The 25234-nt window shown below is 72.4% G+C and carries 19 protein-coding genes; 10 read left to right on the top strand and 9 right to left on the bottom strand.

Annotated elements, in window-relative coordinates:
- Positions 1 to 80 precede the first annotated feature (80 nt).
- On the bottom strand, positions 81 to 2684 hold the full coding sequence (gene pepN / locus AC069T_RS12380) for an aminopeptidase N (protein WP_478782679.1): 2604 nt from the start codon (positions 2682 to 2684) through the stop codon (positions 81 to 83).
- Between the two features lie 112 nt (positions 2685 to 2796).
- Here pepN (AC069T_RS12380) and AC069T_RS12375 point away from each other — a divergent pair, with 112 nt between their 5' ends.
- Positions 2797 to 3297 (top strand): DUF1203 domain-containing protein, encoded by a 501-nt coding sequence (locus tag AC069T_RS12375; protein WP_478782678.1) that lies wholly within the window; start codon positions 2797 to 2799, stop codon positions 3295 to 3297.
- A gap of 189 nt (positions 3298 to 3486) precedes the next feature.
- Here AC069T_RS12375 and AC069T_RS12370 read toward each other — a convergent pair whose 3' ends face one another.
- Positions 3487 to 4515 (bottom strand): aspartate-semialdehyde dehydrogenase, encoded by a 1029-nt coding sequence (locus AC069T_RS12370; RefSeq protein ID WP_478782677.1) that lies wholly within the window; start codon positions 4513 to 4515, stop codon positions 3487 to 3489.
- A 212-nt stretch (positions 4516 to 4727) separates the two neighbouring features.
- On the opposite strand from AC069T_RS12370, the gene AC069T_RS12365 reads away from it, so the two are divergent.
- The gene (locus tag AC069T_RS12365; RefSeq protein WP_358849912.1) at positions 4728 to 5255 is read left to right on the top strand and encodes an RNA polymerase sigma factor; all 528 of its coding nucleotides are present in this window, start codon (positions 4728 to 4730) and stop codon (positions 5253 to 5255) included.
- Between the two features lies 1 nt (position 5256).
- Entirely contained in the window at positions 5257 to 6066 is an 810-nt protein-coding gene (locus tag AC069T_RS12360) for a hypothetical protein (protein ID WP_478782676.1), read from the top strand.
- A gap of 61 nt (positions 6067 to 6127) precedes the next feature.
- Here the strand turns inward: AC069T_RS12360 and AC069T_RS12355 are convergent, their stop codons facing one another.
- Positions 6128 to 9439 (bottom strand): S8 family serine peptidase, encoded by a 3312-nt coding sequence (locus tag AC069T_RS12355; RefSeq protein ID WP_478782675.1) that lies wholly within the window; start codon positions 9437 to 9439, stop codon positions 6128 to 6130.
- 243 nt (positions 9440 to 9682) lie between these two features.
- A complete protein-coding gene (locus tag AC069T_RS12350) occupies positions 9683 to 10246 on the bottom strand; it encodes a CGNR zinc finger domain-containing protein (protein WP_478782674.1) in 564 nt (187 codons plus the stop codon).
- Between the two features lie 127 nt (positions 10247 to 10373).
- Here AC069T_RS12350 and AC069T_RS12345 point away from each other — a divergent pair, with 127 nt between their 5' ends.
- The 5 genes from AC069T_RS12345 (at position 10374) to AC069T_RS12325 (ending at position 15430) form a co-directional block, all read left to right on the top strand.
- Positions 10374 to 10817, top strand: coding sequence for a VOC family protein (locus tag AC069T_RS12345; RefSeq protein WP_478782673.1), 444 nt, complete (start codon positions 10374 to 10376; stop codon positions 10815 to 10817).
- Positions 10818 to 10831: 14 nt separating this feature from the next.
- The gene (locus AC069T_RS12340) at positions 10832 to 11710 is read left to right on the top strand and encodes a pyridoxamine 5'-phosphate oxidase family protein (protein ID WP_478782672.1); all 879 of its coding nucleotides are present in this window, start codon (positions 10832 to 10834) and stop codon (positions 11708 to 11710) included.
- Positions 11711 to 11719: 9 nt separating this feature from the next.
- Positions 11720 to 12178 carry an NUDIX hydrolase gene (locus AC069T_RS12335; protein ID WP_478782671.1) on the top strand — a complete coding sequence of 153 codons (459 nt, stop codon included), beginning with the start codon at positions 11720 to 11722 and terminating at the stop codon, positions 12176 to 12178.
- Positions 12179 to 12409: 231 nt separating this feature from the next.
- A complete protein-coding gene (locus AC069T_RS12330; protein WP_478782670.1) occupies positions 12410 to 14191 on the top strand; it encodes a TIGR03767 family metallophosphoesterase in 1782 nt (593 codons plus the stop codon).
- 102 nt (positions 14192 to 14293) lie between these two features.
- A complete protein-coding gene (locus AC069T_RS12325) occupies positions 14294 to 15430 on the top strand; it encodes a serine hydrolase domain-containing protein (RefSeq protein ID WP_478782669.1) in 1137 nt (378 codons plus the stop codon).
- Positions 15431 to 15517: 87 nt separating this feature from the next.
- Here AC069T_RS12325 and AC069T_RS12320 read toward each other — a convergent pair whose 3' ends face one another.
- Both AC069T_RS12320 and pepN (AC069T_RS12315) read right to left on the bottom strand, forming a co-directional pair.
- Positions 15518 to 16579 carry a hypothetical protein gene (locus AC069T_RS12320; protein WP_478782668.1) on the bottom strand — a complete coding sequence of 354 codons (1062 nt, stop codon included), beginning with the start codon at positions 16577 to 16579 and terminating at the stop codon, positions 15518 to 15520.
- Between the two features lie 225 nt (positions 16580 to 16804).
- Positions 16805 to 19378 carry an aminopeptidase N gene (pepN, locus tag AC069T_RS12315; RefSeq protein WP_478782667.1) on the bottom strand — a complete coding sequence of 858 codons (2574 nt, stop codon included), beginning with the start codon at positions 19376 to 19378 and terminating at the stop codon, positions 16805 to 16807.
- A 138-nt stretch (positions 19379 to 19516) separates the two neighbouring features.
- Between pepN (AC069T_RS12315) and AC069T_RS12310 the strand changes: the two genes are divergently transcribed.
- Positions 19517 to 20161, top strand: coding sequence for a mycothiol-dependent nitroreductase Rv2466c family protein (locus tag AC069T_RS12310; RefSeq protein WP_478782666.1), 645 nt, complete (start codon positions 19517 to 19519; stop codon positions 20159 to 20161).
- Positions 20162 to 20310: 149 nt separating this feature from the next.
- On the opposite strand, the gene AC069T_RS12305 is transcribed toward AC069T_RS12310, so the two are convergent.
- Both AC069T_RS12305 and AC069T_RS12300 read right to left on the bottom strand, forming a co-directional pair.
- Positions 20311 to 20952 (bottom strand): superoxide dismutase, encoded by a 642-nt coding sequence (locus AC069T_RS12305; protein ID WP_478782665.1) that lies wholly within the window; start codon positions 20950 to 20952, stop codon positions 20311 to 20313.
- 211 nt (positions 20953 to 21163) lie between these two features.
- Positions 21164 to 22573, bottom strand: a complete 1410-nt coding sequence (locus AC069T_RS12300; RefSeq protein WP_478782664.1) for an amino acid permease — start codon at positions 22571 to 22573, stop codon at positions 21164 to 21166.
- Between the two features lie 424 nt (positions 22574 to 22997).
- Between AC069T_RS12300 and AC069T_RS12295 the strand changes: the two genes are divergently transcribed.
- A complete protein-coding gene (locus AC069T_RS12295; protein ID WP_478782663.1) occupies positions 22998 to 23573 on the top strand; it encodes a biotin transporter BioY in 576 nt (191 codons plus the stop codon).
- Positions 23574 to 23577: 4 nt separating this feature from the next.
- Here the strand turns inward: AC069T_RS12295 and AC069T_RS12290 are convergent, their stop codons facing one another.
- Entirely contained in the window at positions 23578 to 24894 is a 1317-nt protein-coding gene (locus AC069T_RS12290; RefSeq protein WP_478782662.1) for an FAD-binding oxidoreductase, read from the bottom strand.
- Positions 24895 to 25234 lie beyond the last annotated feature (340 nt).

Here is a 25234-nt window from a genome sequence, read left to right as displayed (position 1 = left end):
ACCGAAAGGGGGCGCCCGGCACAGTGCCGGGTGCCCCCTCTCATCTACGACAGGTCACGCCGCCTCCGCCGTACAACGCCTCACGACGTCGCCGCGTCCGCCGCCTGGGCCTTCAGGGCCCGTTCCACGCCCGAGCGGGCCTCCGAGATCAGCCGCTGCAGGGCCGCGTTCGGCTCCGCCGTGGCCAGCCACGCGTCCGTCTTCGCGAGGGTGTCCTCACTGACCTGCACGGACGGGTACAGACCCACCGCGATCTGCTGCGCCATCTCGTGCGAGCGGGACTCCCAGACGTCCTTGACCACGGCGAAGAACCTGTCCGTGTACGGGGCCAGCAGCTCCCGCTGCCCGGTCTGCACGAAACCGCCGATCACCGCTTCCTGCACGGCGTTCGGAAGCTTGTCGGACTCCACGACCGAGGCCCAGGCCTCCGCCTTCGCCTCCTCGGTGGGCCGGGCCGCACGGGCCGTCGCCGCGTGCCGTTCGCCGGCCGCCGTGCGGTCGCGCTCGTACTCGCCGGCGATCTCCGCCTCGTCGAAACGGCCGACCGCGGCGAGCCGCTGCACGAACGCCCAGCGCAGCTCGGTGTCGACGGCCAGGCCCTCGATGGTCTCCCGGTCGTCGAGCAGGGATTCCAGGAGGTCCAGCTGCTCCGGCGTCCGGGCGGTCGCCGCGAAGGCGCGCGCCCAGGCGAGCTGGTGGTCGCTGCCCGGCTGCGCGGTGCGCAGGTGGGCGAGCGTCGCCTCGGTCCAGCGGGCCAGCAGCGTCTCGCGGGCGGCCGGGTCCGCGTACTGCTCGATCGCCAGCTTGACCTGGCGGTGCAGCGACTGCACCACGCCGATGTCGGACTCCTTGCCGATGCCGGCGAGGACGAGGGAGACGTAGTCGCGGGTCGCGAGCTCCGCGTCACGCGTCATGTCCCACGCCGACGCCCAGCACAGGGCGCGCGGCAGCGACGACTCGAAGTCGCCCAGGTGCTCCGTCACGAACGCGAGGGACTGCTCGTCCAGGCGCACCTTCGCGTACGACAGGTCGTCGTCGTTGAGCAGGACCACCGCCGGACGGCGCTTGCCCACCAGCTGCGGTACGTCGGTCAGTTCGCCGTCGACGTCGAGTTCGACGCGCTCGCCGCGCACCAGCTTGCCGCTCGCGTCGAGGTCGTACAGGCCGACCGCGATGCGGTGCGGGCGCAGCGTCGGCTCGCCCTTCGCGCCGGCGGGCAGCGCGGGAGCCTCCTGGCGGATCGCGAAGGCGGTGATGACGCCGTCGGCGTCGGTCTCGATCCGCGGCCGCAGGACGTTGATGCCGGCCGTCCGGAGCCACTTCTCGGACCAGGTGCCGAGGTCGCGGCCGCTGGTCTCCTCCAGCTTGCCGAGGAGGTCCGACAGCCGGGTGTTCCCGAACGCGTGGGCCTTGAAGTAGGCCTGCACACCGCTGAAGAACTCATCCATGCCGACGTAGGCGACGAGCTGCTTGAGGACGGAGGCGCCCTTGGCGTACGTGATGCCGTCGAAGTTGACCAGGACGTCGTCCAGGTCGCGGATCTCGGCCATGATCGGGTGCGTGGACGGCAGCTGGTCCTGGCGGTACGCCCACGTCTTCATGGAGTTGGCGAACGTCGTCCACGACTGCGGCCAGCGCGAGTCGGGGTGGTACGCCTGACAGGCGATCGAGGTGTACGTCGCGAACGACTCGTTGAGCCACAGGTCGTTCCACCACTCCATGGTCACGAGGTCGCCGAACCACATGTGGGCCAGCTCGTGCAGGATGGTCTCGGCCCGGACCTCGTACGCGGCGTCGGTCACCTTGGACCGGAACACGTACTGGTCGCGGATGGTGACGGCGCCCGCGTTCTCCATCGCGCCCGCGTTGAACTCCGGGACGAAGAGCTGGTCGTACTTCTCGAACGGGTACGCGTAGTCGAACTTCTCCTGGAACCAGTCGAAGCCCTGCCGGGTGACCTCGAAGATGGCGTCGGAGTCGAGGAACTCGGCGAGCGAGGGCCGGCAGTAGATGCCGAGCGGCACCGACTGCCCCTCCTTCTCGTACACGCTGTGGACGCTGTGGTACGGCCCGGCGATCAGCGCGGTGATGTACGTGGAGATGCGGGGCGTGGGCTCGAAGGTCCAGACGTCGTCGCTGGGCTCCGGCGTCGGCGAGTTCGAGATGACGGTCCAGCCGGAGGGCGCCTTCACGGTGAACTGGAAGGTGGCCTTCAGGTCGGGCTGCTCGAACGAGGCGAAGACCCGGCGGGCGTCCGGCACCTCGAACTGGGTGTAGAGGTAGGCCTGCTGGTCGACGGGGTCGACGAACCGGTGCAGCCCTTCACCCGTGTTGGTGTACTCGCAGTCCGCCACGACCCGCAGGACGTTGCGTCCCTCCAGCAGGCCGGGCAGCGTGATCCGCGAGTCCTTGAAGACCTCGGAGGGGTCCAGCGGGTCGCCGTTGAGGATGACCTCGTGGACGGCCGGGGCGACCAGGTCGATGAAGGACTCCGCGCCGGTCTCGGCGGAGTCGAAGCGCACCGTGGTCACGGACCGGTAGGTGCCGCCCCCACTCCCGGCTCCGTTCGGGGTGGTGCCCCCGCTCTGCGCGTCGGAGAGGTCGAGTTCGATCTCGTACGAGTCCACGCTCAGCAGCTTCGCCCGCTGCTGTGCCTCTTCCCGGGTCAGGTTTGTGCCAGGCACGCGGTCATCTCCTCGTTATGTGTGGGTCGCGTCATCCTTCCACGGGAACTGCGCGGAACGCGATGTCCGATTCCCGCCGGTAAGGCGGGCGCCCGGAGCCGAGTCTGGAGGCATGACGACCTGTACCGCACGACCCGTCGAGCAGACGGTGCTCGAGGAACTCCGGGACCGGGACGACGCCGGACGGCCCCTCGCGCCGTACCCGGACGAGGAGGGCGGGGCGCCGCTGCGCTGCTGTCTGCGCCGCAGTGTGCCGGGGGAGCGGATCGCTCTCGTCTCCTACGCGCCGCTGCGGCGGTGGGCCGCCGCGACGTGGGCGCGGCCCGGAGCCTACGACGAGCAGGGACCGGTCTTCATCCACGCCGGGGAGTGCGCGGGGCCTGAGCCCGGCGCAGAGCGGTATCCCCTGGCCCGGCCGGGTGCCCTGCGGGTCCTCAGGCGGTACTCCGCCGAGGGGCACATCCTCGGCGGGCGCCTGCTGGAGATCCCCCGGGACGCCGAGGCGGCGCTCGACGGGGCCCTCGCCGACGCCTTCGCCGACCCGCGGGTCGCCCTGGTCCACGTCAGGGCCGTGGAGTACGGGTGCTTCCTCTACGAGGTACGGCGGCCCTGAGGAGCCTCGGGCACCGGGACGGCTCCCGCTGCCCGGACGCCGGGGGGGGGGGGGGGGGGGGGGGGGGGGGGGGGGGGGGGGGGGGGGGGGGGGGGGGGGGGGGGTGGGGGAGGGAGGGGGTTCTCGAGGGTGAGGGGCATGGGGTGGCGGGTCACCCCCCCTCCCCCCCCCCCCCCCCCCGGACCGGCGTCAGTCCTTCAGCTCGGCCGCGACCAGCTCCGCGATCTGGATCGCGTTCAGGGCGGCGCCCTTGCGGAGGTTGTCGCTGGAGACGAAGAGGGCGAGACCGTGGTCGACGGTCTCGTCGGGGCGGATACGGCCGACGTACGAGGCGTCCTGGCCGGCCGCCTCCAGCGGCGTCGGGATGTCCGAGAGGACGACACCCGGGGCGCCGGCGAGCAGCTCGGTGGCGCGCTCCGGGGACAGCGGACGCGCGAAGCGGGCGTTCACCTGGAGGGAGTGGCCGGAGAAGACGGGCACGCGCACACAGGTGCCGGAGACCTTGAGACCGGGGATCTCCAGGATCTTGCGGGACTCGTTGCGGAGCTTCTGCTCCTCGTCGGTCTCGTTCAGGCCGTCGTCGACGACGTTGCCGGCGAGGGGGAGCACGTTGAAGGCGATGGGACGCTTGTAGACCTGCGGCTCGGGGAATTCGACCGCGCCGCCGTCGTGGGTCAGCCTGTCGGCGTCGGCGACGACCTTCTGCGCCTGGCCGTGCAGCTCCGCCACGCCCGCGAGACCGGAACCGGACACCGCCTGGTAGGTGGCGACGACCAGCGCCTCCAGGCCCGCCTCCTCGTGCAGCGGCTTCAGGACCGGCATCGCGGCCATCGTCGTGCAGTTCGGGTTGGCGATGATGCCCTTGGGGCGGTCGGTGATCGCGTGCGGGTTCACCTCGGAGACGACCAGCGGGACCTCGGGGTCCTTGCGCCAGGCCGACGAGTTGTCGATCACCACGGCGCCCTGCGAGGCGACCTTCTCCGCCAGCGCCTTCGACGTGGCACCGCCCGCCGAGAAGAGCACGATGTCCAGGCCGGTGTAGTCGGCGGTGGAGGCGTCCTCCACGGTCACGGCCGTGCCCTTGAAGTCGATCGTCGAACCCGCCGACCGTGCCGAGGCGAACAGGCGCAGCGTCTCGACGGGGAAGTCCCGCTCGACGAGGATCCTGCGCATGACCGTGCCGACCTGACCGGTGGCTCCGACGATTCCTACCTTCACGACGACTCCTAGCGTGCTTTTCCTGCGTACGGACGACAGGTCCCAGTGAACCCATCATGCGTCTCACCGGGCCCCGTGTGTCCAATCCTTTGCCCGAGGAATGGGACGGCGCCTGTGACGTACCCCTCGGGCGGCCCCGCGCGGGCGGCTCACGTCCCGGCGAACGTTTCGGCCCGCGCGGGCGTCCTAGAGGAAACGCGGCGAGGGGAGGGGTGACGGTGCTGCGCAGAAGGACGCGGCGCGTCCAGGGGGCGGACGACCCCCTGGACGCGGCCCAGGAGCGCCGGGTGCGTGCGGTGCTCGCGCTCGGCGGAGTGCCGCAGGCGGACCTGCCGGACGGGGTGCAGCAGGTCCGCCTGCGGCTGCTGGAACGTGCCGCCAAGGGGGACGAGTCGCTGCGTGACGTGTCGGCCTGGGCGGCGGTCGTCGCCTCGAACCTGGCGATGGACTGGCACCGGGCCAAGCGCCGGCAGGAGCGGCTCGGCGAGCGCCTGGCGGGGCTGCGCCAGCTGGAACACCCCTCCGGCGAGGATTCCAGCGTGCTCTCCCTCGCCGTCGCGCGCGGCCTGGACGAACTGCCCGACGCCCAGCGCCAGGTCCTCGTCCTGCGCTTCTACGCGGACCTGCCGGTGCGGGGGATAGCCGAGGAGCTGGGCATTCCGGAGGGCACGGTCAAGAGCAGGCTGCACACGGCGGTACGTGCCCTGCGCGCCCGCCTGCACGAGGACGAGGTGGTGTGACGTGGCCAGGTACGAGGACAGGCCGGCCGAGCCGGCCGGTGCGGCCGTGGACGCGCTGCTCGCCGCGATCGTGGGCGAGCCGCTGCCGCGGGCGGTGCGGGACGACGCCGGGCTCGTGGCGGAGCACCGCGCCGCGGTCGCGGACGTGGCGCTGCTCCGGGAACAGCTGCGGATCGTCGGGGACACGCTGGCCGGCCCGGTGGACGGGGCCGAGCGGGCTCCGGTGCGGGCGGCCCCCGCACGGGTGCGCCGCCCGGAGCGGGCGCCCCGTGGACGCGGCCGGGGCCCGCTGGCCATCGCTCTGGGCACCCTGGCCGCGGCTGCCGCGGCCGCGGTGGTGACCGGGATGGGCTGGCTCGTGGTGCAGGGCGGCGGCGGGACGGGGTCCGCCGACGACGCGAAGGCGGGGCCGGCCGCGAGCCGGCAGGACAGCGGCGGCAAGGCGGGTGACACGTCGGCGGACTCGCCCGAGATGCGCGTCGCCTGTTCGCGGGTCCTCGTGGAGGGGACCGTGGTGAGCATCGCGCCCGGGAGGGACGGGGACGTCCGGGTCGTGCTGAAGGTGAGGCGCTACTACCGGCCGCAGGCGTCGGTGAAGGCCCGGCCGACGCTCACCGTCACCCTGGACGGCGGCGCGCGCGAGACCCTGAAGCCCGGGGTGTACACGCTCGTCCGGATCCCGGTGCGTGCGCAGGAGGGGCAGGACTGGGAGGTCGGCCAGGGTGTCGGCGACGCGCGCAAGGAGCTGCTGAGGGCGCTGCCCGGCGCCACGGGACTGACCTGCCAGGAGTCCCTGCGGGACACCGGCTGACGGCGACGCGAAGGGGCGGGCGCCCGTACGGACGCCCGCCCCTCCTGCCGTCACCCGTCGGTTACGGCGTGACCTTCTCGATCTTGACGCTGCCGAGGCCCGCGACCGTGCCGCGGGCGTTCACCAGCTGGACCTGGCCGAAGAACTCGCGGCCCTCGGGGGCCGCGGCGGCGGCGGTGACCGAGGCGGACACCGTCGCCGAGTCACCCGTGCCGAGCTTGACCGGCGCGGACCCGTCGACGGTGACCTCGCCGAGCGAGGACGAGAAGAACACGTCCTGGTAGTCGTACGCCGTGGAGCCCGAGGGAACCGCGTAGCCCACGACCTCGATGGTGTACGTCCCGGCGGCCGGGGAGGGCACGGAGACGGCCTCCTCGGAGTCGCCGTCCGCCGACGAGCCGACCGTCGTCCCGGCGGCGTTCTTCACCGTCAGGTCCAGGTCGGCGGCCGTGTCGGAGACCTTGCCGATGGCCACGTCGAGCGACTTGGCGCCCGCGGGCACCTCGACCGTGGTGGTCTGCGTCGTGCCCTCGGTGATGGTCGGCCGTGCCGTCTTGGAGGAGCCGAGCGGGCCGCCCTTGAGCGAGCCGTCGAGCGCCGCGAAGTTGTTCGTCACCTTCCAGGAGGCGGCGGCCGGGGTGCCGACCTTCGCCTCGGGGACCGTGACGACGGCCGGGTCGAAGGCCGCGCCGAACACGGCGACGTCCAGCTTGTACGGGTTGTCGAGCAGCGGCGACGTACGGCGCGACTCGACCTCGATCTCCCAGACGCCGGCCTGCGGGTCCGCGTACGCGCGCACGTCGGGCTTGCATCCGTTGCCGTCGAGGTAGTTGTTGTAGCAGTACGGCGTCGAGGTGTTGTCGACCGGAACGCCGTACGGGTGGATGGAGACGAAGCGCGTCTGGCTCTTGTCCTTCAGCCCGCTCATCGCGACCTCGAGGGACTTGGCGCCCTCGGGGACCGTCACGAAGTACGACGTGCTGCTGTTGCGCTGCACCGAACCCGACGCGGAGTAGGTGTACTTGACGGGCGCCGCGACGACGACGGTCGACAGGACCTGCTTGTCGATGCCCTCGGTGCGCGGGTCGTCGACCTCGAGGATCGCGCTCTTGATGCCGGCCGAGGACGGCTTGGCGGCGATCTTGACGGTGACCGGAGTGTTCAGCGGCAGCGAGACCTCGTCGGAGCTCGCGATGCGGAAGGTGCGGCCCGCGTTGTTCTCCAGGTGCAGCTCGTGGCGGAGCGCCCGGTCGGGGCCCGACGTACGGGTGATGGTGACGTCGTACGTCTTGGACTGACCGGCCTTGAGGCCGCCCTCACGGTCGTACAGGCCTGTGCCGAAGCCCGGCGTCTTCAGGGCGTAGTCGACCGCGGTGTCGACCGGTGCCTTGACCGCGTAGGTGTGCGCGGTGGCGTCGTCCTTGATGGACTCCCACGCGTCCCCGATGTTGATGAGGCCCGCACCCTCCTCGTACGCCTGCACACCCTTGATGTGGTCGGCGGTGGAGTTCAGCGCGGTGCGCAGCGTGGCCGGGGTGAGGTCGATGCCCTTCTGCTTCGCGGCGCTCAGCAGCAGCGCCGAGGCGCCCGCGGCCTGCGGAGACGCCATCGACGTGCCCTGGAGCATCGAGTAGCCGGCGGGCAGCGTGTAGCCGGCCTCCGCGACGGGGCTGCCGGGCAGCCAGGTCTGCGTGGTGTTGATCGAGGCGCCGGGCGCGCTGAGCGTCGGTGTGAAGCCGCCGTCCTCACGCGGGCCGCGCGAGGAGAAGGGCATCATCGCGTACGGCTTCTCCACCTGGGAGCCGTAGTTGGCGGCCCAGGTCTGCCGGGAGATGGCCGCGCCGACGGAGATGACCTTGTCGGCCAGACCGGGGTCGCCGATGGTGTTGGCGCCGGGGCCGGAGTTGCCCGCGGAGATCACCAGCTGGACGCCGTACGTGTCGATGAGACGCGTGTAGAGCTCGGCGCGCGCGTTGTTGCCGTCGTTGAGCGCCGGCAGACCGCCGATGGACATGTTCACGATGTCGACACCGCGGTTGGCGACGAGGTCGATCATGCCCTCGGTGAGCGCGACGTTGGTGCAGCCGCCGGTCCAGGTGCAGGCGCGCGAGGAGACGAGCTTGGCGCCCGGCGCGGCGCCGTTCATCTTGCCGCCGAACAGGCCGTGCGCGGCGGTGATGCCCGCGACGTGCGTGCCGTGCTCGGACTCGATGATGCCGATGTTGACGAAGTCGGCCTTCTTGCCGACCCAGTCGCCGCCGTAGGGGTCGGTCGGCACGTCCTTGCGGATCTCGACGACGAACGGCTGCCGCTCGACGACGTCGGTCGCCGGGTTGTCGGTGCCGAAGTAGCCGGTCTGGAAGCCGTCCTTGTAGGGCTTCATCGACGTGTCGTCGGTGAAGTCCTGGTTGTTGTTCAGGTCGACGCGGACCGTGCCGGCCTTGGCGTCGTACAGCAGGCCCCAGGCGTCGGTCGTGTCGCCGTCGCGGTTCGCGTCGCCGTTGGCGTCGCCGCCGACGGAGGCTGACTCGCGGAAGATGCTGACCTGGTAGTCGCCCGCCGGGGCCTTCCAGGTGGCGCCGCCGTAGGTGAAGACGGGGCCGGTGACCGGGTTGGTCATCCGGCGCCAGGTGAGGTCGCTGTCGGTGATCGGGTCGGTCGCGGTGACCCAGTCGACGATCTTGCGCTCACCGGTGGTGGTCTTCTGCAGCGCGGGGTGCCCGAGGTCGACACCGGAGTCGAGGATGCCGATGGTGATGCCCCGGCCGTCCGCCTTCGGGTGTTCCTGCACGAAGTCGACGGCGCCCGTCTCGAAGGACGGGTTGTACGGGTTCTCGGCGGGCGTGCTCTTGGAGGGGGCCGGGTAGGCGGCCGTCGCGGTGGCCTGCTCCTTGGCGCCCTTGGCCGTGTCGGCGCTCGGGGCCGGGTCGTCGAGCGCGATCTCCTGGCGCAGGTCGATGCCGTGCACGGAGGTGAGCTTCGCGGCGGCGGCGATGGCCGCGTCGGCCTTCGCGGTCGGGACCGTGGCGCGGACGTAGCCGACCTTGTCGTAGGTGCGGCCCACGGAGCCGCCCTTCACCGCGTCCAGCCGGTCGGCGACCTGCTCGGTCTGCCCGGGGGCGGTGGCGATCATCATCGTGACGTTCTTGGCGCCCTCGGCCTTGGCCTCCGTGAGGAGGTCGGCGTCGGCCGAACCGAGCTTGGCGCTCGCGGACTTGGTGCCCGGGTCCGGTGTGGCGGGTGCGTGGTCCGCGGCGAAGGCCATGGGTATCGGCCCGGCCGCGGAGAGCGCGGCCATCAGGCCTGCGGCCACGGCCACGCGGGCCACGCGTCTCGCGCCCGATATCGGAGCGCGCTGAGGTTCGGGGGTCATCAGCTATCCCTTGTAGGTAAAGGAACGAGCGTGGAGCGAACGGACCCGGGATGAATCGGGCCGATCACATCAGTCCGGTATGTGAACCCGGAAGACCGCTCAGCTTTACCCAAGGGGCACTTGTTTGGGGAGAGTTGACCGTGGCGGGATGAGGGCATGGCGTACTTCCGCCATACGCCACGACGGTCATAGCGGGACACGGAGGGGCATTCCCGGTGGCTTGGCGCCGACCGGGCGCGGGTCTCAGCCGTCCTTCGTGCGCGCGTAGTGGCGGGACGCCTTCGCCCGGTTACCGCACGCGGCCATCGAGCACCAGCGGCGGGTGCCGTTCCGTGAGGTGTCGAAGAAGTGCAGGATGCACGAGCCGTGGGCGCAGCGGCGGATGCGGTCGGGGGCGGCGGCGAGCAGCTCCAGGTAGTCGCGTGCGGCGAGCCAGGCGGGGCCCCACGCGCCGTCCTCGAACTCGGCGCTCTCGCCGGGCCCCCGCGGGGTCAGCCTCACCCTGACCCGCCCGTGCGCGAGGACCGCGTCGACCCGGTCCGCCCCGTCCTCCGGGGAGCCGTCGACGGCGGCGCGCAGTGCGTCGCGGGTGTGCAGGACGTGCCGCAGGGTGGCGTCGTCGGCGGGGAAGTCCAGGCCGTTGGCCCGCAGCCACACCGCCAGGCCGTCGGTGTCCGTGAGCAGGTCCCGCACGGACCCCTCGTGCATCCAGCGGGTGTTGAGCAGGTCGAGGGAGAGGGGCTCGCCGGTGAGCGGGCGCGGGTCCGGCGCGCTGGACGCGGGGGACGCGTGGGGCGCGGGGGTCATGGGGGCTCCCTTCGCTGCTAACCGGTCAAGACTACGTGACCGGTTGCGCCTCCTTCTCCTAACCCCTAATCTCCATTACAAGGGTTAGCCCCCGGCTTCGGGGGCCCCATCGACGGAGGGGACTGTCATGACACCGCGCACCGGCCACATCGGCCTCAGCGTCACCGACCTCGACCGCTCGCTCGGCTTCTACCGGGACGTCCTCGGCTTCCGCGTGATCGCCGAGGGCAAGGAAGAGGGCCGCGCATACGCGTTCCTGGGAGAGGGCGGCAGCCCCGCGCTCACGCTCTGGCAGCAGGCCGGGGGCCCGTACGACCGCGGCCGTGCCGGACTCCACCACCTGGCGTTCGAGGCGGACTCGGTCGAGCGGGTCAGGGAGTACGAGACGGCGCTGCGCGCCTACGGCGTCGAGTTCGCGTACGAGGGCGTGGTCGCCCACCGGGAGGGCTCGGCCTCCGGCGGCATCTTCTTCCACGACCCCGACGGCACCCGCCTGGAGATCTACGCGCCCCGGGGCGCCGAGGAGGCGCCGGCGCCCTCGTCCTCGGCGCCGACCTGCGGCTTCTTCTAGGAGAGGGGCGAGTCGTGACGTACCACCCCGGTTCACGCGCCGTGCAGGAGCGGGTCGGCGTCCGTGACCTCGCCGACCACGTGGGGCAGTCGATCGGCCAGGGCATCCGGCCCGTGGCGGCCGCCTTCCTGGAGCAGCAGCCGATGCTGGTGCTCGGCGCCGCCGACCCGGCGGGCGGCGGGGTGTGGGCGTCCCTGCTCACCGGCCGGCCCGGGTTCGTCCGAGCCACCGGGCCCCGCCGGATCTCCGTCGCGGGCGCGGTCCGCCCCGGTGACCCGCTCGCGGACGCGCTCTGCGCGCCGGGCACGGCGGTGGGCACCCTCGCCCTCGACCCGCGCACCCGCCGCCGGATGCGCCTCAACGGCCGGGCGTGCCCCACGCCCCGCGGCCTGGCCGTCGAGGCCGACCAGGTCTTCGCCAACTGCCCCAAGTACCTTCAGCGGAGGGAGAAGTACGAGACCGTCGACCGTGCTCCCCGGCCCGCCCGCCACAGCCGCGAACTCAGCTCCGCCCAGCGGGAGTTCGTCGCCGCTGCCGACACCTTCTTCCTGGCAAGCGTGCACCCGCGCGGCGCCGACGTGAGCCACCGGGGCGGCAACCCCGGTTTCGTACGCGCCGAATCAGCCCACGAGCTCGCCTGGCGCGACTTCCCGGGCAACTCGATGTTCCTGACCCTCGGCAACCTGGAGGCGGACCCCCGGGCGGGACTGCTCTTCCTCGACTGGTCGTCCGGGACACTGCTCCAGCTCACGGGCACCGCCCGCACGGAGTACGGCCCCGCCGGCGAGCGGACCGTCCGCTTCACCGTCGCCGAGGCCGTGGAGACCGCCGGCGGCAGCCCGCTGAGCTGGTCACCGCCCGCCCTCTCACCGGCCAACCCGGTGCTGCCGTAACGTCGTCGCATGCACGAGGAGTTGCGGGTGGCGGCCTACGCCGTGTGTGTACGGGACGGTCGGCTGCTGCTGGCCCGCTGGGTCGCCGGCGACGGCAGCAAGCGGTGGACCCTGCCCGGCGGCGGCATGGACCACGGCGAGGACCCCTACGACACCCTCGTCCGCGAGGCCGAGGAGGAGACCGGCTACGCCGTGGAGCCCGTCACCCTCCTCGGCGTCGACTCCGTCCGCCGCGCCTACCCGCGCCGGCTGGGCAGGACCGCCGACTTCCACGGGCTGCGCATCGTCTACGAGGCCCGGATCACCGGCGGCGAACTGCGCCACGAGACCCACGGCTCCACGGACATGGCGGCCTGGCACCCACTGGACACGGTGCCCGCGCTGGAGCGCGTCGAACTGGTCGACGTCGGCCTCGCCCTGTGGCGCGGGCGCCCGGCCTCGGGACGGCCCGCCGACGCCGGAACATAGGCCGGGTACCCCGGAACATGAACGCAAAGTGACCGCCTCCCGGCCGTTCGGAGAGGGGTCCGTGGCCGCGCAGGGCACGCGGAGATCCACGTACGGTGATCGGCGCTGCGCGTTGCTGTCGAGTTAACGCGCAGGCCATTCCCAGTGCCAACGATCCAGTGTGAGCGGGGATTTCGTCGGACGAGACCCCGCGACCACTGCCGACGCGTTCGTACTCGGGGAGATCGCGCCATGTCGCGCATACGCTCTGTCGCCACAGCCGCCGCCTCCGCCACCACCGCATCCCTCGACCGCCGCGCCCTGCTCGCCGCCGCCGGCGCGGTCTCGCTCTCCGCGGGCATCGGGTACGCGCTGCGGCCCGCCGCCGAGGCACACGCCGCCGCCGGTCAGGCGCCGGCCGCCGCGGGCCAGGCACCCGTCGCCATGTCGCGCCGGGCGCCCGCCGCGCCCCTGGCGCCCTACACGCGCGGCACCACCCTGGGCTCGGTCGCGGCGCCCCGCGGCGGCTCCGGCTACCGGCGGCTCGGCGACGGCCCCGCCTGGCCGCGCGTCGTACGCGGCGAGCTGGCCGCACCGAGGACGGGCCGCGCCGGACGGCGCACCGCACTCGCCGCCTTCGTCCAGTTCACCGACCTGCATCTGGTCGACGTGCAGCACCCGCTGCGCTACGAGTACCTGCGCGCCCAGACCGCCAGCGCCTGGCGCCCCCAGGAAGCCCTGTCGGTGGCCGGCGCCGTCTCCCTCGTCGAGCGGGTCAACTCCCTGCGGGGAGCCCCCGTCACCGGCTCCCCGCTCCACTTCGTCATGACCACCGGCGACAACACCGACAACAACTCCAAGACGGAACTCGACTGGTTCCTGAAGGTGATGAGCGGTGGCCGCATCACCCCCAACTCCGGGGACCCGCGCCACTACGAAGGCGTCCAGAACAGCGACCTCAAGCTGTACTGGCAGCCCGACACGGCCCTGCGCGACGCCGACAAGCAGCACGGGTTCCCGCGCATCCGGGGCTTTCTCGACGCGGCCGTCCGCGAGCTGCGCAGCCCCGGCCTCGGCCTGCCGTGGTACTCCACCGTCGGCAACCACGACGCGCTGCCCGGCGGCTGCTACGCGCCCGGCGACTCCTTCTTCGCGGACTTCGCCGTCGGCGGCAGGAAGCTGATGACCCTCGACGAGACCGTGGGCGCCGCCCTCTGGAAGAACGTCAAGCAGGGCGGCGACCCCAAGGGCGTCGACTTCCGGGCGATGCTCAAGTCCCAGGCCCGCCGCATGCGTGCGGTCACCCCCGACGAGGCGCGCGCCCCCTTCACCCCGGCCGAGTACCTCGCCGCGCACCTCGACCCCGCCCACACCGGCCCCGGCCCGGTCGGCCACGGCTACTCCGAGGCCAACCTCGCCGCGGGCACCCAGTACTACGCCTTCCGCATCGCCGACGACGTCCTCGGCGTCAGCCTCGACTCGACCGACCCCGGCGGCCACTACGAGGGCTCGGTCGGCACGGCCCAGCTGCGCTGGCTGGAGCGGACACTGCGCGACAACAAGGACTCGTACGTCATCGTCTTCAGCCACCACACCAGCAAGACCATGCGCAACCTGCGCGCCGACCCCGCGCACCCCGGCGAGAAGCGCCACGGCGGCGCCGAACTGCTCGCCCTCCTCGGCAGCCACCGCAACGTGCTGGCCTGGGTCAACGGCCACAGCCACAAGAACGACATCACCCCGCACACCGCGTCGGGCGGCGGCTCCTTCTGGGAGATCTCCACCGCCTCGCACGTCGACTTCCCCCAACTCGCCCGCGTCATCGAGGTCGTGGACAACAAGGACGGCACGGTCTCCCTCTTCACCACCCTCGTCGAGTCCGCGGCCCCGCACCGCACCGACTACGCCGACCTCACCCAGACGGGCCTCGCGGCGCTCTACCGCGAACTGTCCTTCAACGCACCGGGCGCCCGCACCGACCTGACCGGCGCTCCCGGCGACCGCAACACCGAACTGGTCCTCAAGAAGGGCTGAAACGCACTCAACCGCCCGCGCGGCAGGCAACTGCCGCCCCGCCCGCCGGGTCCCTCCCCCTGACCGTGCACGTCTCACGGAATCAGGACGATGGGGGAACACATGTCAGTGCGTACGGGACTGGTGGGAGCGACCGCGGCGGCGGTGGCCGTGACCCTGGCGGGGCCCGCGGCGGCGGCGCCCGCCGGACGGGACCACACGCCGACCAGGCAGGCCATGGACGCCGCCGTACGGGACGGCGTCCCGGGCGTCGCCGCCCGGGCCGTGGACGAGCACGGCACCTGGAAGGCGGCCTCGGGGACCGGCGACCTGAAGACGGGCGCGCCCCGCCGCGCCGACGACCGGTACCGCGTCGGCAGCATCACCAAGACCTTCGTCGCGACGGTCCTGCTCCAACTGGAGGCGGAGGGCCGGCTGTCCCTGGACGACACCGTCGACGAGTGGCTCCCTGGCATGGTGCGGGGCCACGGCCACGACGGCGGCCGCATCACGCTGCGCCAACTCCTCAACCACACCAGCGGTATCTACGACTTCACGGAGGACGAGCGCTTCACCCGCACCTACTTCCTCAAGGACGGCTTCCTCCGGCACCGCTTCGACACCGTGACACCCCGGCAGCTCGTCGGCCTCGCGATGAACCACGAGCCGGACTTCGCCCCGGGCACGTCCTGGCACTACTCCAACACCAACTACGTTCTCGCCGGTCTGGTGATCGAGGAGGCCACCGGTCACCCGTACGCGACCGAGATCCGCCGCCGCGTCGTCGAGCCGCTCGGGCTGCACGCCACCCTCGTGCCCGGCACCTATCCCAGGGTGCCCGGGCCCAGCAGCCGCGCCTACGGCAAGCTCGCCGCCACGACGACCGGACCTACGTACGACGTCACCGAACTCAACCCCTCGCTCGCCTCCTCCGCGGGCGAGATGATCGCCGACTCCCGTGACCTGAACCGCTTCTACTCCGCGCTGCTGCGCGGCAGGCTCCTCCCGCCGAAGCAGCTCAGGGAGATGAAGACCACCGTCCGGGCCGACGAGATCCCGGGCGCCGGTTACGGCCTGGGCCTCATCGACCGCGAACTGAGCTGCGGCGTCCACGTCTGGGGCCACGGCGGCGGCATCCACGGCTCCACCTCGGAGGCCGTCACCACCGCCGACGGCCGGCACTCCCTCGCCTTCAACTTCAACGGCGACTGGTCGGGGGACAGCGACGCCGTGATCGAGGCGGAGTACTGCGGCGAGTAGCCCCCGCGGACGGGCCGCACGTACGCGGAGGGGCCGCCGGCGGTCCGGCGGCCCCTCCGTGCCCCTCCCGGTGTCCCCGGTCCGTCACTACCGGGGCAGCACCACGACATACGCCGCCGGATCACGGTCGCCGGCCGCCATCAGGGCGGTGCGCACGACCGCCGCCTGCTGCTCCCTCGCGTCCCGCAGCTTGCGCGGGGTGATGTGGACGACCGTGATGCCCAGCCGCTCCAGGTGCTCCCGCTTACGGGCGTACTCCGACCACAGCGCGTCGTCGTCCTGCCCGAGGCCCTGGCGGGGCGCGCGGGTGTCCAGCTCCACCGCCACCGCCTGCTCGGGCCAGTACGCGTCGAGACCGCCCAGGTGCGGGCCGCCCGGCAGCCGCAGGTCCACGTTCCACACCGGGTCGGGCAGGCCGTACTCACGCACCATGCGGTGCAGGCGGTCCTCGGCGGTCGAACGGCCCTCCGCCAGCAGCGAGTCCACGGCGTCCACCACGTGCGGCCGGTTCAGCAGCCGGGCCTGCGTCAGCTCCCGCACCAGCGCGGCGGGTTCGCAGTGGCCGCCGCGCACCGCCTCCGTGAGCAGCCTGCGCACCGTGGCCGCGTCCGACGGCTCCGTCACGGCGTCGGCGACGGCCCGCGGCACCGGGGCGAGCGGCACACCCGCGACCTGCTCGGGGACCGGCAGCACCGCGGTGCGCACGATCCGCGCGCAGCCCGTCGAGCGCAGCCGCCGCAGCCGGGGGACCAGGACGTCGATCCGCTCCAGGGAGGACAGCGGGGGCGTGCCGGAGAAGCCGTGCAGTGCGAGGGCGGCGAGACCGGTGACCAACACGTCCGGGTACGCCGGACGGCGCGGCTCCTGCGCACCCGGCTGGACCGGGACACCGGGCGCCGCCGCCCGCAGCGGGGAGCGGGCCGCGTACATCAGGACCGCGTGCAGCCGCTCCTCGCCGGAGGGCGGGCCCGGGTGCAGGACGTGGACCCCGGGAAGGATCTGCTGCCACGGGCCGCCCGGGCGGCACTGCTCGTTCACCTCGGCGGCGGTCACACCGCGCGCCCGCAGCTGCGCGGTGGTCAGCACGCGCCGCTGCACCTCGGACAGGTGACGGAGGGGGCGGGGGGAGAGCGGGGTGTTGTGCGTCATGCCCCCGAGTTTTCCGCCCGCGACCCGTTCCTTAACCGCTGTTACACGTCCGTCGACGAATCCGGACAAGCCCGTCCTAAAGTACGGACGTTCGACTGCCGAAAACGGCAGGTTCGGCCGGGGACCGACGGAGTCGCGGCCGTGCGTCCAGGTATCCGGTAACCGCTGTTCTCGTAGTCACGGAGGGCACCGGCGAGACCGGTGCCCTCCGGGGAGCCGGGACCTCTAGCCGGCGGCCGCGTCGCACGCCTGGGCGCGCAGTGAGCGCGCCAGGTCGTCCCGTGCCTCCAGGACCAGGCGGCGCAGCGCGGGCGGCGCCCCCTCGTGCGCGGACAGCCACGCGTCCGTCGCGTCCAGCGTCATGGGTGAGTCCTGCAGGGCCGGGAACAGGCCCCGGACCACGTCCATCCCGATCTGGATGGAACGCTCCGCCCACACGCGCTCGATCGCCTCGAAGTACTTCGCGGTGTACGGCGCGGTCAGTTCGCGCTGGGACGGCCGGCCGAAGCCCGCGATGGTCGCCTCGACCAGCGCGTTCGACAGCGCGTCGGACTCCACGACGGACGCCCAGGCCTGCGCCTTGACCGCCGCCGACGGGCGGGCCGCCAGACAGCGCACCTGGTGCCGCTTGCCGGACGCGGTGTCGTCCCGGGCCAGCTCGGCGGCCAGCACCGACTCGTCGGCCTCACCGGCCGCGGCGAGCGGCTCCAGGAACGCCCACCGCAGCTCCTGGTCGACGTCCAGGCCGTCGATCCTGGCCGTGCCCTCCACCAGCCCCTTCAGCAGCTGGAGGTCGGACGCGTCGGACGCGACGCGGGCGAGGAACCGGGCCCAGGTGAGCTGCTCCTGGCTGCCGGGCTCGGAGATCCGCAGCTCCTTCAGCGCGCCGTCCGCGAGCAGCCGGCCGCCCTCGGGCCGCCAGACGGGCGCCGCGTAGTGGGTGAGCGCCGAGTGCGCCCAGGCGTGCAGCATCTGGAGCACACCGATGTCGGACTCGCGCCCCGCGAACCGCAGCACCAGCCCGATGAAGTCCCGGGCCGGCATCAGCCCGTCGCGGGTGAGGTTCCACAGGGCCGACCAGCACAGGGCGCGGGCGAGCGGGTCGGCGATCTCGCCCAGCCGCTCGCGCAGCGTCGCCAGCGAGTTCTCGTCGAAGCGCACCTTGCAGTACGTCAGGTCGTCGTCGTTGACCAGGACCAGGTCAGGCGCCTCGGCGCCGACGAGTTCGCCGACGACGGTGCGCGGCCCCTCGACGTCCACCTCGGCGCGCGCGTACCGCTCCACGGCACCGCCGGACGAGCGCCGGTACAGTCCCACCGCCACCCGGTGCGGCCGCACCTCGGGGTGCGACTCCGGTGCCTCCTGGACGACGGCCAGCTCCGTGATCCGGCCCTCCGCGTTCAGGATCACCTGCGGGGTCAGGGAGTTGACGCCGGCGGTCTGCAGCCAGGCCCGCGACCACGCTGCCAGGTCGCGTCCGCTGGTCTCCTCCAGCACCGACAGCAGGTCGCCCAGGCGCGTGTTGCCGTACGCGTGCCGCTTGAAGTAGCGGCGGGCGCCTTCGAGGAACGCGTCCCGGCCGACGTACGCCACCAGCTGCTTGAGCACGGACGCGCCCTTGGCGTACGTGATGCCGTCGAAGTTGAGCTTGGCGTCCTCCAGGTCACGGATGTCGGCCGTGACCGGATGCGTGGACGGCAGCTGGTCGGCGCGGTACGCCCACGCCTTGCGGTTGTTGGCGAAGGTGATCCAGCCGTCGGTGAACCGGGTCGCCTCGACCATCGAGAAGCTGCCCATGAAGTCGGCGAAGGACTCCTTGAGCCACAGGTCGTCCCACCACCGCATGGTGACCAGGTCGCCGAACCACATGTGTGCCATCTCGTGCAGGACGACATTGGCGCGCCGCTCGTACGACGCCTGCGTCACCTTGCCGCGGAAGATGAACTCCTCCCGGAAGGTGACGAGTCCGGGGTTCTCCATCGCGCCGAGGTTGTACTCGGGCACGAACGCCTGGTCGTACTTCCCGAAGGGGTACGGGTAGTCGAAGTGGTCGTGGAAGAAGTCCAGGCCCTGCTTGGTGACGAGGAAGACGTCGTCCGCGTCGAAGTGCGGGGCGAGGCCCTTGCGGCACATCGCGCCGAGCGGGATCTCCAGCGTCGTACCGTCGTCGAAGGTGCGCAGGTAGCGGTCCGTGACGTAGTGGTACGGACCGACGACGAACGCCGTGATGTACGTCGAGATCGGCTTCGTCTCGGCGAACTTCCAGACACCGTCCGCCAGTTCGCCGATCCCGTTGCTCCACGCCGTCCAGCCCTCGGGGGCCCGCACCTCGGCGCGGAAGGGCGCCTTGAGGTCCGGCTGCTCGAAGGTGGCGAAGACCCGGCGGGAGTCGGCGGGCTCGTACTGCGTGTACAGGTAGACCTCGCCGTCCTCCGGGTCGACGAAGCGGTGCATGCCCTCGCCGGTACGGGAGTAGGCGCACTGGGCGTCGACGACCAGCACGTTCTCGGCGGCGAGGTCCTCCAGCCGGATCCGGGCACCGTCGAAGACGGCACCGGGGTCCAGGTCCCGGCCGTTCAGCGAGACGGCGGTCACGCTCGGGGCGATCAGGTCGGCGAACGTGGCGGCGCCGGGCTCGGCGCAGCGGAACCGGACGGTGGTCACGGACCGGAAGGTGCGCGGCTCGCTCCCGGCGTCCCCCACGGCGGACCGCAGGTCGAGGGACACCTCGTACCCGTCGACGGACAGCAGCGCGGCCCGCTCCCGGGCTTCGTCGCGGGACAGATTCTCACCGGGCACGGGCGGCACTCCTTCGTGACGTGATCGGCATGCGTGAACAGGACCGATCCTGCCATGTGCTCCTGACCGCGGGCACCCGGGAATGGCGGGGGCGCGTGCCGGTGTTGCCCTGGGGAAACAGACCTCACGAGGAGAGCCATGTCCGAGAAGACCCCTGTCGACTTCTGGTTCGACCCGCTGTGCCCCTGGGCCTGGATGACCTCGCGCTGGGTGCTGGAAGTGGAGAAGATCCGCGACATCGAGGTCCGCTGGCACGTGATGAGCCTCGGCGTCCTGAACGAGTCGAGGCTGGACGAGCTGCCCGAGGAGTACCGCGAGCTGCTCTCCACCAAGGCGTGGGCCCCGGTCCGCGTGGTCACGGCGGCCTGGCAGAAGCACGGCGACGACGTCCTCGGCCCGCTCTACACCGCGCTCGGCACCCGTTTCCACAACCAGGGCGAGGACGCGACCCGCGAGGCGATCGCGGCGGCGCTCGCCGACGCCGGTCTCCCGGCGGACCTGATCGACTACGCCGACCAGGAGGACTTCGAGTTCGACGCTCAGCTGCGTGCCTCCCACAAGGAGGGCATCGACAAGGTCGGCCAGGACGTCGGCACCCCGGTGATCGCCGTTCCGGGCGCGAACGGCGAGCAGATCGCGTTCTTCGGGCCGGTGGTCACCCCGACCCCTCAGGGTGAGGACGCGGGCAAGCTGTGGGACGGCACCCTGCTGGTCGCCTCGGTCCCCGGCTTCTACGAGATCAAGCGCACGCGCACCAAGGGCCCGGACTTCAGCAACCTGTGAGCCACCGGGGTCGCCCGTGCCGCCCGGCCGGAGCGCACCTCGTCCGTGAGGCCCCCGCGAGTCACGTCCTCGCGGGGGCCTCACGTCTTTTTCCGCCTGCGCGTGAAGGGTGAGAAGACGATCACGAGCAGGACGATCGGGGGTCCCGGTCAGGGAGCGAGCAGCAGCACGTCCGTGCGGGACGCGGCGGCGGCGTACCGGCGGGCGACGTCCTGCCAGTCGACGACCTGCCACATGGCCTCGACGAAGTCCGCCTTCTGGTTGCGGTACTGGAGGTAGAAGGCGTGCTCCCAGGCGTCGAAGACGAGGATCGGGGTCGCGCCCTGGCCCACGTTGCCCTGGTGGTCGTAGACCTGCTCGACGATCAGCCGGCCGCTGAGCGGTTCGTAGGCGAGGACGCCCCAGCCCGAACCCTGCGTGGTCGCCGCGGCCTTCGACAGCTGCGCCTTGAAGGCCCGGAACGAGCCGAAGGACTCGGCGATCGCGTCGGCCAGCTCGCCCACGCCGTCCGCGGCCAGCGGTTCGCCGCCGCCCCCGCCGGTCATGTTGTGCCAGTAGATCGAGTGCAGGATGTGCCCGGACAGGTGGAACGCCAGGCTCTTCTCCAGGCCGTTGACCGCGCCCCACGTCTCCTTGTCGCGCGCCTCCGCGAGCTGCTCCAGCGTGTCGTTGGCCCCCTTCACGTACGCCGCGTGGTGCTTGTCGTGGTGCAGCTCGATGATCTCGGGGCTGATCACGGGCGCGAGCGCGGCGTAGTCGTACGGCAGCTCGGGAAGTGTGTAGACGGCCATGCCAGGGGTCCCCTCCGACGTCTTGTTGCAAGTTACTTGCAACTGCATTCTAACGGCAAGAGGCTCGCTCCACCCGCCGGGACATGCGCAGGGCCCCGCAAGGAAGCGGTCTGCGGCATGCGCAAGGGCCCCGCACGGATACGGGCCGCGGCATGCGCAAGGGCCCCCGCACGGAAACGGTCTCCGTGCGGGGGCCCCTGCGGGCGGCGGGTCAGCCGCGGGCGCGCGTCCGCTGCCGGACGTAGCCGACGGCCGCCAGGAACGCCGTCATCCCGCCCGTCGAGTACAGCTGCACCCGGGTGTCCGGCTGCCGCGCCATCAGGACGAGGATCGCGGCCATCGCCGCCAGCGCCACCCAGGTCAGCACCGGGAACGCCCACATCCGCACCGCGAGCCGCTCCGGCGCCTCCCGCTCCAGCGTGCGCCGCAGCCGCAGCTGCGCCACCGCGATGAAGATCCAGACGACCAGGATCACCGCGCCGATCATGTTCAGCAGCCAGGGGAAGACGTCGTCGGGCCGCCAGTAGCTGAGCAGCACGCAGCCGAAGCCGAACACGGAGGAGGCCAGCACCGCGGCCCGCGGCACCCCGCCGGAGACCCGGCCGAGCACCTTCGGCCCCTGCCCCCGCTCCACCAGCGAGTACGCGATGCGCGAGGCGCCGTAGATGTTGGCGTTCATCGCCGAGAGCAGGGCCACCAGGACCACCACGTTCATCAGCTGCGCGGCGCCCGGGATGCCCAGCTGGTCGAGGGCGGCGACGTACGGGCCCTTCTCGACGACCTGGGCGGAGTCCCACGGGACGAGCGTCACGATGAGCGCCATCGAGCCGATGTAGAAGAGCGCGATGCGCCACATCGCGGTGCGCACGGCCCGCGCGACGCCCTGGACCGGGTTCTCGGACTCGGCCGCCGCGATGGTCACGGTCTCCAGGCCGCCGTACGCGAAGACGGACGCGAGCAGGCCGATGACCAGCCCCTCGCTGCCGTTCGGCAGGAAGCCGCCCTCGCCGGTGAGATGCGCCGTGCCGGGGGAGTCGGTGCCGGGCAGCAGCCCGGCGACGGCCAGCACCCCGAGCACCAGGAACAGGGTGATCGCACCGACCTTGAGTGCGGCGAACCAGAACTCGAACTCGCCGAAGTTCTTCACGGCCGCGAGGTTGGCCGCGCAGAAGGCGACCATGAACAGCGCCACCCAGGCCCACTCGGGCGTACCGGGCAGCCAGCCGGTGACGATCTTCGCGGCGCCGATGCCCTCCAGACCGACGGCCGTGCACAACAGCACCCAGAACGACCAGCCGGAGGCGAAGCCCGCCCACGGTCCGATCGCCCGCTCGGCGTGCGCGGAGAAGGAGCCGGAGGAGGGGTGGGCGGCCGACATCTCGCCCAGCATGCGCATCACCAGCATGACGAGCAGACCGGAGACGGCGTACGCGACGACGATCGACGGGCCGGCGGCGGCGATGCCCGCGCCGGACCCGACGAACAGGCCCGCCCCGATCACCCCGCCGAGGGCGATCATCGACAGGTGGCGCTGCTTGAGTCCGTGCGAGAGCGGCGGTGCCGGGTCGGCGGTGGCGTCGTCGGGTCGGTCGACGCCGGTGTCGGGAGCGGTCCGGGACATGGCGTGGGGAGTCCGTTACGTGAGACGGGGCAAAAACGCCCACAGTCTGGGCAGTCACCCCGCCCGGACGGAGGGGCTGCCCAGCATGCGGACACCCACGATACGGAACGTAAGGGTCCGGTTACCTGACGGGTGTGAGGCGGTTGCGGGCACGGGTGCCGACGCGGGCACAGGCGCGGCGGCGGGCCAAAGTCGCGACGGAGGCCTTTGGCGGGTCCCTACAGTCCCCGTTCACCCGTCCCCGTGGGCAAACCGACCCCACCACAGTGACCAGCATCACGCTGCCGTGGGTGTCCCCGGTATTCTTTGTCGGAAGGGCACCAAGCGCGCGTTCCCCCCTTTGTCGAGCGCTGACGGTGATCGGCCCAAGTGCCCTGGGATAGCGTCACGGTGTCCCGAACCGTGAGAAGCCGCCGGAGTCCCCATGAGTACCGCTGTCGTGACCGCCCGCCCCCGCCAGGTCCTCGCCGACCTGCTGCCCGCCTCTCGCGTCAGGGACGTGGCGCTCGTGGCCGGCGGTGCCGCGCTCACCGGGCTCGCCGCCCAGCTCTCCGTGCCGGTGCCGGGCTCCCCGGTGCCGGTGACCGGCCAGACCTTCGCGGCGCTCCTCGTCGGCACCGCGCTCGGCGCGGGCCGCGGCCTGTTCTCCCTCGCCCTGTACGCGCTGCTGGGCCTCGCCGGTGTCCCGTGGTTCGCCGGCGGCGGCTCGGGCGTCACCGTGTCGTTCGGCTACATCCTCGGCATGCTCCTCGCCGCCACCGTCGTGGGCGCGCTCGCCCGCCGCGGCGCCGACCGCTCGGTCCTGCGCATGGCGGGCACGATGCTCCTCGGCGAGGCGGTCATCTACGCGATCGGCGTCCCGTACCTGGCCTTTGCCGCCGACATGTCGCTCACCGCGGCGATCGCGGCGGGCCTCACCCCGTTTCTGATCGGCGACGCCCTCAAGGCCGCCCTGGCGATGGGCGTGCTGCCGACCGCCTGGAAGTTCCTCGACCGCTGATCCCTCAGGCACTCCCGAAGAGGTTCGCCGGGTCGTACACCGACTTCAGCCCGGCGAGCCTCTCGCGCGTTCCGGGGTCGTACAGCCCGTCCGGACGGTCGCCGGCCCCGAACGCGAAGTTGCGCATGCGCCCGGTCGTCCACGGCTCCAGCAGGGCGAAGGCCGGATCCAGCAGGGCGCGTGCCCGTGTCCGGTCGGCCATCGCCAGCAGCCGGACCAGGAAACGCCCCGCTCGGTGCGGCACGGAGTTCGGCGCGGGCCGGGCCAGCGCCCCGCCCAGGTGGTTGATCTGCACGACGCACATGACGGGCGCCTGAGGCCCGGTCAGGGCGAGCAGCGCGGCCACCGCCCCGACGTCCAGCTCCCGCAGCACCGCGCTGTCCCCGTAGTACGTGTGCGGGAAGTCCGGATCGCTGTGGATGGTGTGGCTCTCGGAGTACGGCATCTCGCGGAGTGAGTCCGTGAGTGCCGGGCCGATCCTCCGCAGCGGGGCGACGAGTTGCTCGCCCTCGGCGGCCGGACCCGGGTGGGCGACGCGTACGGACACGGCGTACCGCCCGCGCAGCGGCGGCGGCACCCCCGGCACGTCCGGGTACGGCACGGCGGCGAACGACGAGGTCAGGCCGTCGGGAACCGTCCGCGTCCAGCGCTCGTACGCCCGCAGCGCGGTCGCCGGGTCGACCTCGCGCCCGTCGAAGGCGAGCGAGCCGCCGTACAGCCGGGTCACCGGCACGAGCTCCGTCTCCAGCGCGGTGACGATGCCGAGGTGGTGGCCGCCGCCGAGCAGCGCCCAGTACAGGCCGGGATCCGACGCCCGGGTCACCCGGCGGAGCCGCCCGTCCCCGGTGACCACGTCCAGCGAGCGCACATGATCGGCCGCGTACCCGAACTCCCGGGCCAGGATGCCCAGTCCGCCGCCCAGCGTGTACGAGACGGCGCCCACGCCCGGCGCCGACCCGTTCAGCGGGGCCAGCCCGGACGGCCCGGCCGCCGCGATCACGTCGGCCCAGCGGACGCCGGCCTGGACACGGGCGGTGCGGGCCCCGGCGTCGACCGTGACGCCGGCCATGCGCCGCGTCGTGACGAGTACCCCGCCCTGCGAGTCGCCCGGCAGCCCGTGCCCGGTGGCCTGGACGCCCATCGGCAGGCCCGCCGCCGCGGCGTGACGCACCGCGGCGGCCACGTCGTCGGCGCCGGCCGCCGCGAAGACGACGGCGGGCCGCTGCGTGAAACCGGTCTGGAATCCGGCGAGTTCGTCCTCGTAACCCGCGTCGCCGGGCCGCAGGACGAGCCTGCTGTGGGTGCTGTCCACGGTGTTCATGGACGGCATCGTGCCCGCATAACCTGACAGGCGCCGTCAGGTTACCGAGGGCGGTACGGGCCGGGTGCCGCGGACGGCCTCCCGACGCGGTTCCGGTACGCCGCAGACAGCTTCACCGTCCTGTGAAGGCGCCCGCCCGACAGAGCCGTACCGGCCCCCGCCGCAAGGCGCACGACGCAAGGCGCCCGCCGCACGACACAGGGCGCACGACGCCCGCCGCACGACGCACGGGTGGGGGGGGGGGGGAGAGGGGGGGGGGGGGGCGGCACCCGCTCCTGTACGGGGGTGGGGGTGCTCCTCGACGCAACCACCCTCGCGTATACATCTCCCGTGCTCCCCC

The sequence above is a fragment of the Streptomyces sp. NPDC043867 genome, from assembly GCF_056435845.1.
This window is presented reverse-complemented; position numbering and strand designations above follow the sequence as displayed.